Source organism: uncultured Pontibacter sp., assembly GCF_947502515.1.
Taxonomy (GTDB): Bacteria; Bacteroidota; Bacteroidia; order Cytophagales; family Hymenobacteraceae; genus Pontibacter.
Map to the genome: position 1 here is coordinate 900376 of NZ_CANNAI010000001.1, position 13916 is coordinate 914291.

Annotated in this window: 13 protein-coding genes and 1 tRNA gene; 5 read left to right on the forward strand and 9 right to left on the reverse strand. The window is 48.6% G+C overall.

Annotated features, from left to right (window positions below; translation table 11 throughout):
* Window positions 1-4: 4 nt before the first annotated feature.
* Window positions 5-1606, reverse strand: coding sequence for a hypothetical protein (locus tag Q1A54_RS04225; RefSeq protein ID WP_299985284.1), 1602 nt, complete (start codon window positions 1604-1606; stop codon window positions 5-7).
* A gap of 645 nt (window positions 1607-2251) precedes the next feature.
* A complete protein-coding gene (gene typA, locus Q1A54_RS04230) occupies window positions 2252-4063 on the reverse strand; it encodes a translational GTPase TypA (RefSeq protein WP_196114467.1) in 1812 nt (603 codons plus the stop codon).
* A 213-nt stretch (window positions 4064-4276) separates the two neighbouring features.
* Between typA and msrB the strand changes: the two genes are divergently transcribed.
* The 3 genes from msrB to Q1A54_RS04245 all read left to right on the forward strand — a co-directional run bounded on the left by msrB (window position 4277) and on the right by Q1A54_RS04245 (window position 5766).
* Window positions 4277-4825 (forward strand): peptide-methionine (R)-S-oxide reductase MsrB, encoded by a 549-nt coding sequence (gene msrB, locus Q1A54_RS04235; protein ID WP_299985287.1) that lies wholly within the window; start codon window positions 4277-4279, stop codon window positions 4823-4825.
* Window positions 4826-5076: 251 nt separating this feature from the next.
* Window positions 5077-5340: a hypothetical protein gene (locus Q1A54_RS04240; protein WP_230391930.1), complete on the forward strand. Its 264-nt coding sequence runs from the start codon at window positions 5077-5079 to the stop codon at window positions 5338-5340.
* Between the two features lie 90 nt (window positions 5341-5430).
* Window positions 5431-5766 carry a hypothetical protein gene (locus tag Q1A54_RS04245; RefSeq protein WP_299985289.1) on the forward strand — a complete coding sequence of 112 codons (336 nt, stop codon included), beginning with the start codon at window positions 5431-5433 and terminating at the stop codon, window positions 5764-5766.
* A gap of 43 nt (window positions 5767-5809) precedes the next feature.
* Here the strand turns inward: Q1A54_RS04245 and Q1A54_RS04250 are convergent, their stop codons facing one another.
* Complete coding sequence (locus Q1A54_RS04250) at window positions 5810-6064, reverse strand: hypothetical protein (protein ID WP_299985291.1); 255 nt, start codon at window positions 6062-6064, stop codon at window positions 5810-5812.
* Window positions 6065-6226: 162 nt separating this feature from the next.
* On the opposite strand from Q1A54_RS04250, the gene metG reads away from it, so the two are divergent.
* Window positions 6227-8266, forward strand: a complete 2040-nt coding sequence (gene metG, locus Q1A54_RS04255; protein ID WP_299985293.1) for a methionine--tRNA ligase — start codon at window positions 6227-6229, stop codon at window positions 8264-8266.
* Between the two features lie 79 nt (window positions 8267-8345).
* Here the strand turns inward: metG and Q1A54_RS04260 are convergent, their stop codons facing one another.
* The 6 genes from Q1A54_RS04260 to Q1A54_RS04285 form a co-directional block, all read right to left on the reverse strand.
* A complete protein-coding gene (locus Q1A54_RS04260) occupies window positions 8346-9617 on the reverse strand; it encodes an MFS transporter (RefSeq protein WP_299985295.1) in 1272 nt (423 codons plus the stop codon).
* Window positions 9618-9652: 35 nt separating this feature from the next.
* On the reverse strand, window positions 9653-9958 hold the full coding sequence (locus tag Q1A54_RS04265; RefSeq protein ID WP_299985297.1) for a hypothetical protein: 306 nt from the start codon (window positions 9956-9958) through the stop codon (window positions 9653-9655).
* Window positions 9959-9967: 9 nt separating this feature from the next.
* On the reverse strand, window positions 9968-10531 hold the full coding sequence (pth, locus tag Q1A54_RS04270) for an aminoacyl-tRNA hydrolase (protein WP_196114474.1): 564 nt from the start codon (window positions 10529-10531) through the stop codon (window positions 9968-9970).
* Between the two features lie 283 nt (window positions 10532-10814).
* A complete protein-coding gene (locus tag Q1A54_RS04275) occupies window positions 10815-11402 on the reverse strand; it encodes a 50S ribosomal protein L25/general stress protein Ctc (RefSeq protein ID WP_196114475.1) in 588 nt (195 codons plus the stop codon).
* 208 nt (window positions 11403-11610) lie between these two features.
* On the reverse strand, window positions 11611-12540 hold the full coding sequence (locus Q1A54_RS04280; RefSeq protein ID WP_007657501.1) for a ribose-phosphate pyrophosphokinase: 930 nt from the start codon (window positions 12538-12540) through the stop codon (window positions 11611-11613).
* Between the two features lie 161 nt (window positions 12541-12701).
* Window positions 12702-12774 (reverse strand) — tRNA-Gln (locus tag Q1A54_RS04285).
* 576 nt (window positions 12775-13350) lie between these two features.
* Between Q1A54_RS04285 and Q1A54_RS04290 the strand changes: the two genes are divergently transcribed.
* Entirely contained in the window at window positions 13351-13587 is a 237-nt protein-coding gene (locus tag Q1A54_RS04290; protein WP_196114476.1) for a hypothetical protein, read from the forward strand.
* Window positions 13588-13916 lie beyond the last annotated feature (329 nt).

The following is a 13916-nucleotide window of genomic DNA, read 5'->3' on the forward strand; positions in this document are numbered from 1 at the left end:
TTACTTATTTGTTCCCTTCCCTGTCAAAAGCGTGTACTCTCACATCGCGGGTGGTTTTGTCTACAGTCTCAGGTCCAAATTCTATTTCGTTGCCACGTTTGGTGTCATACACAATTGTTTTCCGGCGCCAGCTGTTCACCCGCGATTTGTCCTTTATTTCATCTTCACCGCGGCCACCCACAATCACTACACGGATGCCCTTATTCACTTCGCCACTCACCTCAAACTCATCATCCTCAGCCAGACCGTACAGCGAGATTTGCTTTGTTTCGCTGCGCTTGAATACTCGGTAGTATACCTGCTTGTCGTCTGACAAGCGTGTCACTTTTACAGATGTTTCTTCGTCGTTCAGGCGCTCTACTTCAAAGCGTTCCTCCTTGTCAGTGCCTACCACAAGCGGATCTTTGGCAAGGTGCATGTAAAACTCCCTCGCAGCCTGGGGTAACAGGTCGCGACGACTCTTTAGGGTGCGAATGGTTTGCTCCCCGATCTGTGCGTATACCTTGGGCGGGAACTGCCTGACAGCTCTTTCGATTACCTCATCCGTTAATGCGGCCTGCAGCTCAGTAGCCAGGTCTTGATAGTCCTGTAGAGTAAGTTCATTTAGACCGCGGCTGTCGATGAAGGTAGCATTCATCATCAGGGCATACACATCCTTATACTTTGGGTCGAAGGACTCGAACTTACGTATGGCCCACTTGCGGCTAAACAACCAGGTGATGACACCGTCATCAAACTTAAAGAAGGCATTGTCACGGTCTTTCGGAATAGCCCGGTAGTGCTTGTTATTGCCATCGTCATATACTGCCCATTCCCACTGGCCTGCGTGGCGGTCCCAGTCGTTGATAAACAGGTCGAAAAGTCGGGCACGTGCAAATTCGCGCTGATCGATAAAGTGATCATCGTCTCCGAACCGCTTTCTCAGCATCTTTTTGGAGCCGGCAATATCAGTCGCATCGCCAAGCATGGGCGTAATTGTACGGTCACTGTCATATTTTTCCTCGATCATAAACACGCCATCCTGAAACCGGTCACTATACTCGCCGAAAGTAGTATCGTTGGGAAGCACATAAACCAATTCGGGCTTGGAGTGTGCTATACCTGCCGCCTCTGCCATGGTAGGCAGCACAATAGCTGCATAGGGGTTTATGGCTGAGGTCTGGTCGCGGAGCACGTCAGCAACAAAAGTATTGCGCCAGAACTTGGGTAGTATACCGGCCGGGTCTTTGTCCAGGGAACGCAGGGCGTAGGTAAAGCCATTGTCATCTATCAAGGTAAGGCTTGTAGTCTGCATACCTCCCCCGAGCTTTTCGATGGAGAGCCCGCCCTTGGCTGTTTTCATATCAAACACCTTAACATTAACGGGAGTGGCCCATACGTCGCGGTAATGCTTGCCCCAGAAGAAATTGTGAAATCCAGTGCGCTTGTAGTGCTGGCCAGCCATCACGGTTACACTGTCTACATCAGTAGGGGAAGCAGCCTTCAGCTGCTGATAGCGGTCCTGGTCAACAACGGGTGTTTTAGCGAAGAAATTCTTGCGGGCACAACCCGAAGAAAATAGAACAATGCACGTGAGTGATAAAACGTGCAGGTAGTAGCTTTTCATGCAGAGTATGTTATCAAATTTATCTGCCTATCTAACGTAATTCAGCGTTAATGTTTACAGGCAGACGAATGATATATGGTGCAAACCAGATTTTAGTACAAAAGCATGCTATCAGGATGGCATACTTTTGTGGACTATCTGTCTTTTGTCTCTTTCTCTGAAAGCTCTGTTCTCGGATTTAATCTTGTGTTTTTTACTGCGTTGAAATCATCGGGCGTTTAGTTAATCACTACATCAGGTACTAGCGTACTGAGACTAGTTTCTATCAGGGAAGCAAATGTGTGTAGCTGAAGTGATGTTGAAGATAATGGTCCGTTTGTCATAGTTCACATATGCATGCAGCCCCTGCCCAAAGCCTTCAATAAAAATGGATTTTTTATGGCCTTCAGACAATGTCGTATGAGCATTTGCTAAGAAAGTGCAGCTAGCTAGGGATAGTAAAAAGAGTAATTTCCTCATCAAGTTTGATTTAGATGGTATAAGGTACGGCATGCCAAAGCAGGTATGGCTATTCTGTGTCTGGTAGAGCTCAGTTGCTTTCGTATAGTCAATGTGCCTTGAACTTAATGCTTTACAAATATCTAAAACAAAAAGCCCCGACCAGATATACCGGTCGGGGCTTTAATTATTGAGGATAGGCTATACCTACGCTACTTCTTCTTTCTTGCTCATGCGGTTACGCTCGTTCTCGTCGAGGTAAATTTTACGCATACGCAGGCTCTTTGGCGTTACTTCCAGGTACTCATCCTTCTGGATGTATTCCATGGCTTCTTCCAGCGAGAAGTTCTTAGCAGGAGCGATCTTGGTGTTGTCGTCAGAACCAGAAGCACGCATGTTCGTCAGCTTCTTGCCCTTCTGGATGTTCACCGTGATATCGTTCTGGCGGTTGTGCTCACCGATTACCTGACCCATGTATACATCTACTCCCGGATCAACGAAGAATACACCTCTGTCCTGCAGTTTGTCGATAGAGTAAGCAGTACCAGGACCTGTTTCCATTGAGATGATAGAACCGTTGTTACGGCCAGGTATAGCACCTTTGTACGGCTCGTAGGCCAGGAAGCGGTGGTTCATGATCGCCTCACCAGCAGTGGCCGTTAGCACGTTGTTACGCAGGCCGATCAGACCGCGGGCTGGGATGTTGAACTCCAGGTGCTGTAGGTCGCCTTTTGGCTCCATGATCGTCAGTTCACCTTTACGCATCGATACCAGCTCGATTACCTTACCAGCAGTTTCTTCAGGCACGTCTACTACCAGGTGCTCGATTGGTTCATGGCGCTGGCCGTCTATTTCTTTATAGATTACCTGTGGCTGACCAACCTGCAGTTCGTAACCTTCACGACGCATCGTTTCGATCAGAACTGACAAGTGCAGGATACCGCGACCAAATACCAGGAAGGTATCTTCACGGTCGGTTTCCTGTACGCGCAGGGCCAGGTTTTTCTCAGTTTCTTTGAACAGGCGGTCACGCAGGTGGCGCGACGTCACGAACTTGCCCTCTTTACCGAAGAAAGGAGAGTTGTTGATCGTGAAAAGCATGTTCATGGTAGGCTCGTCAATAGAGATACGCTCCATTGCCTCTGGGTTCTCTGCATCAGCGATAGTATCACCAATGTCGAAGCCCTCTATACCTGTCACAGCGCAAATCTCACCGGCAGATACTTCCTGTACCGTTTTCTTGCCAAGGCCTTCAAAAACCTGAAGTTCTTTGATACGACCTTTCTTAATGCTGCCATCTGCCTTCATCAAGCTAATCGGCATACCTTCTTTGAGCGTACCACGGTGCACACGACCGATAGCGATACGACCTACAAAAGAAGAGTAGTCAAGCGAAGTGATCTGCATTTGTGGCGTTCCTTCACGGAATGGAGCGGCAGGGATCACATCGATGATAGCATCCAGCAGTGGCGTGATGTTATCAGTTGGCTGCGTCCAGTCAGTGCTCATCCAACCCTGCTTCGAAGAACCGTACAGCGTCGTGAAGTCCAACTGGTCTTCTGTAGCCTCCAGGTTGAACATCAGGTCGAACACCTGCTCGTGCACTTCATCAGGACGGCAGTTTTCTTTGTCTACTTTGTTTACTACTACGATCGGCTTCAGGCCAAGCTGAATTGCTTTGCCCAATACGAAACGTGTTTGTGGCATGGCACCTTCGAAGGCATCCACCAAAAGGAGTACACCATCAGCCATCTTGAGTACACGCTCTACCTCACCGCCGAAGTCGGCGTGACCAGGTGTGTCGATGATGTTGATCTTAACATCCTTGTAACGAACCGATACGTTCTTGGAAACGATCGTGATACCGCGCTCGCGCTCCAGGTCATTGTTGTCCAGAATGAGGTCGTCAAAGTGCTGGTGGTCAGCAAATAGCTTTGAAGCGTGGATGATCTTGTCCACGAGCGTTGTCTTGCCGTGGTCTACGTGTGCGATAATCGCGATATTTCGAATATTTTGCATTGAATTGATTTTTCGAGGTGCAAAGGTATGAAAAAGCCTTCGCATTTATAGTAGTCCGCTCGAAATAAACAGGTTAGGTAATTATTAAATCTTCTCTCTCAGCACGATGACTAAGGTTATGGAGCAAACATTATGTGTGCTGGCTTTGTTCAATTAGGTATAAAATAATCAAAAGAGGCCTGTTTTTTGCTCTTGTACTACGTAAACAACTGTATGAAAATGTTTTATATCTATACCTTGCTGTTGCTGCTGAGCCTATCTGCCTGCGGACAACAGGACCAGCCGATCACCGATTCTGAAGCCATTGTTGTAGGATCGGAGGATGTAAGTGCCACCCAAAACGGCAACACAAAGAATTCAAAGCAAACCTACGAGATCAACAAAACCGAAGCGGAGTGGAAAAAGCAACTTACGCCTGAGCAATACTATGTACTGCGCAAGAAAGGAACAGAACGGGCCTTTAGCGGCAAGTACAATGATCACAAAGAAAAAGGCGTCTATACCTGTGCTGCCTGCGGAAATGAAGTATTCACCTCTGACACCAAGTTCGACTCCGGCACCGGCTGGCCAAGTTTCTTTAAACCGATCTCCAGCAAAAATGTGCGTGAAGTAGCTGACCGTAGCATGGGCATGGTGCGCACTGAAGTTGTCTGTGGTCGCTGTGGCGGACACCTGGGCCATGTATTCGACGACGGGCCTAAGCCAACCGGACTGCGTTACTGCCTCAACTCGGTAGCGTTAGGGTTTAAGAAAGGGGAGTAGGTTGAATTATTAAATTGTTGATGGTTAGGCAGTTGTCCGCGATCGGTCAACCTGCCTCTGCTCTCAGCGGGGGTTCTAATGCACGATTCGGAATGATCGTGATCTGTACCTACAAATCTCTTTAATCATCCAACAATTTAACCATTTAACAATTTAGCCCTTCAACCATCCCAAACTCATAACTCTCAAACTCTTTAACTCTTAACTCTCTTACCCCGTATTTTCTATCCAACACTAACGAGAAAACAGACATGAACAAACTACACTCCGAAGCGGATAATATAGAAAATGTGGCGCAGTGCATCATGGGTGCCTTCAGGGAACATAACATAGAAGCTGGCAGCGTGCTGTCATACCAGGAGTTATACCCATACCTGCAGGAACGCTACCCTAAATACAAAGATGTGCAGAAAGAGGCCGAGCACCATCTGGCCAAGCTCGCCTGGGTAACGCCGGCACCTGAGGGGCTGATGCTCACGCAGGTCGGGCAGCAGAACCTGAAGGATAATAATTAAGAGTACGTTCTTTTATACTTTTTCATCCGTATACATAGTATAAGGTGTTTTAACGGACATCTTTATTTTACTATTTTAAGACGAAACAAGATGAAAAGGTATAGAAGCTGGATAGGGGGCATCGTGCTGCTGGGGGCTATGAGCTGTACCTCGCTATCGGAAGGAGGAGGAGGTGCTTTAGCGCCTGATCCTGGTCATACGCAGCGGGTCAGAGTTAGCGAAGGTGATCCGGTACGTAGGCAAATGTATGAGCAGGCAAGCGACATAAATCGCAAGCGCAACATTGAAGAGTACGATCGGAATGCACCGGTTAACCTGCCTCCCGAAGTAAGGCCGCAACAACTGCCCCATGCCCCAGTGGATTCCACACGGCACCGTGTCCTGCGTATACTTCCTACCAGGCCGCCAGTCGGTAATAATAACTAAGGTATAAACAAGAAGCGCTGCCCTTCCAGGCAGCGCTTCTTGTTTATTTATTCTTTTTGTCTTTATCCTTGTCTTTGTTGCGCAGGTCGCTTACGTCCTCCACTTCATCTTCCTCATCGGCCAGGTGCAGTTCGTCTGGCTCCAGGTCTACATAAACTTCATTACCGGGTGGTGTGTTCTCCGACTCACGGTCAGTGCCTTTGGGAGCAGGGTTCTTGCTTACTTTATTTCTGTCCTTGTCCTCGCCCAGATGGACGCTGTCATTTTTCTTTTCGTGAAAATTATCTTTGTTCTTCATATACTTCAGGTGATTGGGTTCTTGATGATACAGGTATAGCCGGTTTACCGTTTACGTAAAAGTGAAGGGCTAGTCAGTTTATACCTGCCATTTTTTTGGAATAGGGACAGTGTAGCCTATCAATCCGGCCGGTATTTGTATATTTGCGTTTTTACGAAGACTATGGCTGAAAACTATAAACGATATACTGTAACGGCAGCGTTGCCTTACGCCAACGGTCCGGTGCACATCGGTCACCTGGCGGGCGTATACCTGCCGGCTGACATCTATGTGCGCTACCTGCGCTCGCAGGACAGAGATGTGAAATTCATCTGCGGCTCCGACGAGCACGGGGTGCCGATCACGATCCGCGCCAAGAAAGAGGGCATTACGCCGCAGCAGGCCGTGGACAAGTACCACGAACTGATCAAGAAGTCGTTCGAGGATTTTAACGTGTCCTTCGATATCTACTCCCGCACCTCTTCGCAGACGCACCACGAAACGGCTTCTGACTTCTTCAAGAAACTGTATAACGACGGTAAGTTCATAGAGCAGACCACGCAGCAGTACTACGATGAGAAGGCGCAGCAATTCCTGGCTGACCGCTACATTGTGGGAACCTGTCCGAAGTGCGGCAACGAGAACGCCTACGGTGACCAGTGCGAGAGCTGCGGTACTTCCCTTAATGCCACTGACCTGATCAACCCGAAAAGTACGCTGAGCGGTGCCGTACCGGTAATGCGCGAGACTAAACACTGGTACCTGCCGCTGAACGAGTACGAGCCTTGGCTGCGCGAATGGATCGTGGAAGGCCACAAAGGCGACTGGAAGCCGAACGTGTACGGCCAGTGCAAAAGCTGGATCGACCAGGGACTGCAGCCGCGTGCCGTTACCCGCGACCTCAACTGGGGCGTGCCCGTGCCAGTAGAAGGTGCCGAAGGCAAAGTGCTTTACGTGTGGTTTGATGCACCGATCGGTTACATCTCTGCCACCAAAGACCTGACGCCAGACTGGGAGAAATACTGGAAAGACCCGGAGTCGAAGCTGGTGCACTTTATCGGCAAAGACAACATTGTATTCCATTGCATCATCTTCCCGAGCATGCTCAAAGCACATGGCGACTACGTGTTGCCTGACAACGTGCCGGCCAACGAGTTCCTGAACCTGGAAGGCGACAAGATCTCCACTTCCCGCAACTGGGCGGTGTGGCTACATGAATACCTGGAGGAGTTCCCGGGCAAAGGTGATGTGCTGCGCTATACCTTGTGCGCCAACGCACCGGAGAGCAAGGACAACGATTTCACGTGGAAAGACTACCAGGCCCGTAACAACAACGAATTGTTAGCCATTCTGGGCAACTTTATTAACCGCGCTGTGGTGCTGACCCAAAAGTACTACAACGGCGAAGTGCCAGCCCGTGGCGAGCTGCAGGACTACGACAAAGAGGTGCTGGGTGTGCTGGAAGGTATGCCGATGGTGATTGCCACTTATATTGAGCGCTACCGCTTCCGTGATGCCCTAAGCGAACTAATGAACCTGGCTCGTCTGGGTAACAAGTATCTGGCAGACACAGAGCCTTGGAAACTGATTAAGACAGACGAGGAGCGCGTGAAAACCATCATGAACATCGCGCTGCAGATCTCAGGCAGTCTGGGCATTTTGATGGAGCCTTTCCTCCCAGAGTCGGCTGCTAAACTGCGCTCTATGCTGAGCATGAATCCAGGCAAATGGGCTGATGCCGGTGCTGCTGATCTGCTGCCGGCTGGCCACGTGATCGGTAAACCGGAGCTGATGTTCGAGAAAATCGAAGACGCTGCTGTGGATGCCCAGGTACAGAAACTCCTTGATACTAAGAAAGCCAACGAAGCAGCCAATGCCGTTGTGGAGCCAGCTAAGGAGAATATCACTTTTGAAGACTTCACCAAGATCGATATCCGTATCGGTACGATCATAGAGGCCGAGAAAGTGGCGAAGACCAAAAAACTGCTCAAACTGAAGATTGACACAGGTATAGACCAGCGCACCGTGGTGAGCGGCATCGCCGAATTCTTCAACCCGGAGCAGATCATTGGGCAGCAGGTGAGCATTCTGGTGAACCTGGCGCCGCGCGAGATCAAAGGCATTACCAGCCAGGGTATGATTTTGATGGCGGAGAACGCCGATGGTTCACTTGCCTTTGTGCAACCAAGCAAAGAAGTGAAAAATGGCGGTACGGTGAGCTAAGCTATACCTGTCCAACACATAAAAAGCCCTTGCCTGTTTCGATCGGCAAGGGCTTTTGCTTTATACCTGTACTCGGGTTTTATCCTACCATCACACCCGCTTCCCCGGAAGCTACAATCGGTTGCTTGCGAAGCCGCTCCCGCTCCATGTACTGCACCACGAAGTAAAATCCTACCGCCGTGATCACAGCCAATCCGCCCACACTCCACCACAGGGTGTCAAAGCCATACTTGGAGGCGATGGTGGTACCCAGGTATGGCGCTACCACATGCGCTGCAGCGTACGAAATGGTATACAGGCCCATATAGGAGCCCCAGTTATTCTCCGTAGAGCGCTCCACCGTAATCGTGGCCATAAACGGCATCGCCAGTATCTCGGACAGGCTCAGTAAGAACATGGCCACATACAGGGTGCTTACTTCCATGTTCAGATTCAGCAGTATAAACGAGAACCCTAGCATCAGCATGCCTGTCACGATCAGCACTGATTTGCGCACTTTGTCACCGATCAGGTATACGGCGATCATCTCCAGCATGAATACGATAAAGCCGTTGAACGCCAACAAGCTGCCTATACCTGTTTCAGACAATTGGTATACCTGCCGGTAATAAAGTGGCAGGGTGGTGATAAACTGAAAGAAGATGGCGGCGAAGCTGCAGCACAAAACGGTGAACAGCAGAAAAGGCACGTCCCGGTAAGGCGAGCGTTCGACATTTATAGCCTGTTCAGTTTGTTCAGCTTTCTTCCTTGGCTGCGGGCGATGCCCCTGCTGGTTCCGGAAGTAAAAGAAGAAGAAGATACCTGCTGAAATACAGGTGATGCCATCTGCTATAAACAGCCACCGATAGGAGATAGCCGCCAGAAACCCGCCCAGTGCCGGCCCAATGGAAAAGCCCAGGTTGAGCGCCATACGGTTGAGCGAGAAAGCTCTTGTTACATTCTCAGGTCGGGCATAATACGATATAGATACTGAATTGGCAGGACGCAGCGTGTCATTCACCAGGCTGAGGATGAACACTCCAGCCGCCATGTACTCAAACTCCCGCAGATTGAGCAACAGGAAGTACAAACTGCCCCCAACCGTCAGGCTCAGGAACTGTACCTTGAAGTGGCCCACCCGGTCTGTAAGCCAACCACCCAAAAAGGAACCGCATACCGAGCCGAGCCCATAGATACTCAGGATCATACCTGCCTCCTTGAGCGAATAGTCCAGCACCTCGGTCAGGTATACAGCCAGAAATGGCGTTACCATGGCCCCGCTCCGGTTGATGAACATCACCAGCGACATCATCCAGGCAGGACGGGAGAGGCCTCCGAAAGCATTGCGGTATAAAAGGAACAGGCGTTTCATGATATGCCTCGATTTTACTTAATTTATTTACTGTGCTAACCCATAAGGGAAACAATTACCCAAAGCAGGTTATAGCCCAGATTGAACAGCACGATTGCCGTGACGATACCGCCAAAGCAGCCTGCTTGCAGTTGGCTATCCGTTCTGCTTTGGCTCCGAAAGTAGAAGATGGCCAGGGTCCCAGCTACCAAGAGCAGAATAACCGACGTCGCTGGAAATAAATCCTGCGGATAGTCGACCTCGGTATAGGCTACTCCGAAATTGCCAATCGTGAGTATACCTAATGCTATACCTGTCCAGAAGTAAAAATCTGTTTTGCGGCTCAGCAGGAAGTCGACCATGTAGCGGGCTTACTTGGTGTTATACTGGTTCATGGTGCGCTCCAGCCCAATGCTGCCAAATGCGATCACAGACTCAGCTGCTTTTTCAATAATGCCTGGCAGGTCGATCTTTTCATCGTCACTGAACGTGCTCAATACATAATCCACCTGCTTGCCCTTGTGGAAAGTGTCGCCAACACCGAAGCGCAGACGCGGGTAGTTGTTGTGGCCCAGGGTCTGCTCAATGTGCTTCAAGCCATTGTGCCCGCCTGCACTGCCTTTGGCGCGGATGCGCAGCTTCCCAAAGGGCAGGGCAATGTCGTCGGTGATCACCATCATCTGATCTGGTGTAAGTTTCAGGTTACTGAGCCAGTGACTCACGGCCTTGCCGCTCAGGTTCATGTAAGTGGTGGGTTTCACCAGCACATAGGTGCGGCCCTTACTCTTGATCTCGGTCACGAAGGAGTGACGACCTGTGTCAAACTTTGCATCAAATTTCTGCGCCAGGTAGTCCAGCACCATAAAACCGATGTTGTGTCGCGTCTCCGCGTATTCCGGGCCAATATTGCCAAGGCCCACGATCAGGTATTTCATACTTGTATCTTCAATGCTCGCTGCCGCCTCTTGTCCAAGGCCCAGCCATTGTTTTAGCTTTGTAATAGGTGAATTGCTCAATGGTTAAATTTTTAAATGCTACAGTTTTAAATTCTGGAAACCCAATTTACGCCTGTGCACCAATGTGAGAGGATATGGACCGCATATCTGGTGTAGCAGGCAACAATTTAGTAATTAAACCATTTAGCCATTCAGGAGAAACAAAAAATCCTGCCCTGCTCGGAGCAGGACAGGATCTTGAATGCTTTTGAAGCAACAGTAATTATTTCTTACCGCCGCGAGCTTCTTCAGCCTGTGCGCTCTTAAGAGCACGTGGAATCGTAACAGTTGCTACCGGAGCAAGTGGGTTGGTCAGGATCTCGTAGTCACCTTTCGCAATCTTGCTTACTTTGATAGACTTGCCAAGCTCCAGGTCAGAGATGTTCACCTCGATATAATCCGGAAGGTTAGCTGGAAGAGCCTTGATTTTCAGCTTACGCAGCTTAGTTACCAATTTACCACCTACCATTACACCAGGAGAGTTACCAACGAACTTAACAGGAACGTCGATTTTTACTTCTTTGTCTTCTTGCAGCTGCAAGAAGTCAACGTGAAGCAGCATTTCGTTTACTGGGTGGAACTGTACGTCCTGAAGGATCGCTCTGTAGTGCGTACCTTCGATATTCAGATCAACTTCGTATACTTCTGGAGAATAAACTAAGTCTCTGAACAGGATAGCTGGGGCGTAGAAGTGAACTTGCTCAGCACCGCCATACAATACACCTGGTACATAAGACTCATTGCGCAGCTCTTTCGTCTGCGCTTTACCGAGATTTGCTCTTTTAAACCCTATAATCTCTAAAGTTTTCATAAAAATGAATTTGTTAAAATTTTGAAGGCACAAAGGTATGGATTTAATCGTTGATTGTTAAATTGTTGATTGTTTTTTTCTTATACTTTACAATCAATTCAAAAACCAACCGCTATATCCTTTGTAAGGCCTACTCCACTATTAAATACAATTGCTGGTTATTAATCATTGAGAACAACAATCAACAACCAGCAATTAACAGTCAATATTATATAAACAGCGAGCTGATAGACTCGTGTGTCACTACGTTGTTGATGGCGCGTGCGAACAGCTCAGAGAACGAAAGCACTTTGATCTTGGAGCAGTCCTGGCGTAACGGAATAGTGTCAGAAACCACGAGTTCTTCCAGTACCGAGTTCTCGATACGCTCGTAAGCCGGTCCTGACAGTACCGGGTGCGTGGCGATAGCGCGAACTGTCTTGGCACCTTTGTCTTTCAAGAGTTTGGCTGCCTGTGTGATCGTGCCGGCAGTGTCTACCATGTCGTCCACAAGCACCACGTCCATACCTTCCACGTCACCGATCACCTGCATAGAGGCAATCTCGTTAGCGCGTTTGCGGTGTTTGTCGCAGACAACCATTTCAGCACCGAAGTTTTTGGCAAAGGCTCTTGTTCTTACCACACCCCCCACGTCAGGAGAAGCGAAGATGAGGTCGTTGCCCAAGTTGAGGCTGCGCAGGTAAGGCACGAAGATGGCAGAACCATCCAGGTGATCAACCGGAATATCGAAGAAGCCCTGGATCTGGCCGGCGTGCAGGTCGCATGTCATCAGGCGGTCAGCACCTACTGACTGGATGGCGTTGGCCAGTACTTTAGAGCCGATAGAAACACGGGGCTTGTCTTTGCGATCCTGGCGGGCATACCCGTAGTAAGGCATCACCACGATCACTTTGTGGGCTGAGGCACGCTTGGCTGCATCTACCATCAGCATAAGCTCCATCAGGTTGTCGGCTGGCGGAAACGTAGACTGCACCAGAAATACTTCTGCACCGCGAACGGATTCATTGAAGTGTGGTGCCATCTCCCCGTCACTAAAACGTAAAAGCTCAAGGTCGCCGAGTTGCGTACCGTAAGCGGCTGCGATTTTTTCAGCTAAGTACTTGGAGGCGGAGCCAGCAAAAATTTTTACCTGTGGCATAATAATGCTAAATGTTTGAAGGGTTTGGTTTAGGTTATTATGCCTGCAAAGCTACGAAATTCCGCAGATATGCTACCTGATATTTCTGATTTTTAATTAGTTAGGCAGGAGGGTATAAAGCAAAAAAGGCAACCCACAGCGATGCGGGTTGCCTTTTTAAGTTGTCCGACCAGGTTTCGAACCTGGACTCTTCTGAACCAAAATCAGACGTGTTGCCAGTTACACCATCGGACAAGCTACCTACTAGATTTCAGGGTGGAAGCCCCTTCGTCGTTCAGTGATGCAAAGATAGGCAGGCTATTTTAAACTGCAAACATTTGCCTCAAATTTTTTTGAAAAATATAGTCCAAAATCTGCTTTAGCGCCTTGTTCTAGTGCTTTTTGGTTACGCTTTTGCCATCCGATAGTTCGCTTTGGCAGGAGCGAACAGGAGCTGATTTGGTGCTTAATTGAGTGAAATTCACAGTCTTATTCTGTGGCTCTTTACCAGATTTGACTAACTTCTTCGCCTAGTCCTGAGTTACAGGGCAGAGCCGGCGCAAGCTTAAAAAAATTTCAGGAGCTGAATTTTTTTCTGTTCCATTGCCGGATTCAGGCCTTCAGGTATAGCAGATGCAGGGTAATACAAACAAAGCAGCGGCCAGAAGATGTAGTAGGTCACGCATTAAGTTGAAGCACTCCTTGTCATGTTAAATAAGGTATAGCTTAAAGGGCTGGGTGCCAATGTGGATAAATATAACTGATTTTATGGTCCTTGCGTGTCACCAACTGGCAAGTCCTGCGTAAAGAACCTTGCTAAATCTTCCAATTATGTATTCATCTACCATGACGGTCACTACTGACATCATTACCACTACCTGCGGACGTGAGCTTGACCTTAGCCGTACTGAGCTGATCATTGAGCGTTCCAACAGCCTTTTCAGTTATAATATCCATAAACTGAATTCGGGCGAATATGTGATAGCAGAGAAGTTCTTTGCCAACCCTTTTAACAACCGCTACATCCTGCTCAATGACGAGCAGATCGAGATGCTGAAACATTTGTAGTGCTTTTGACGAATAAGGAGTTTGTCTTTAGAACAATCAAACAAGATTACGCTTACAATTATGTTTAAATTTTTAGCCTTCCGCTTATTCCGGGCCATCTGGGCTCAGATTCTTTAAAATTTAAGAACCACTCTAAAAATACCAGGCCATCTCCGCCATGCACTGTTTGTTAGCAAGCTGCGCATGGCGGAGATGGCTTTTTAGAGGCGTTTGCAACTGGTATACCTCCGTCTGCTAAATAATGACCTTACTTATTGGTAATGATGCGTTTAAGTATTATGTTCACAGTTATTAACAGTGGTTCATTTTAAGTCATTGCTATGAAACAG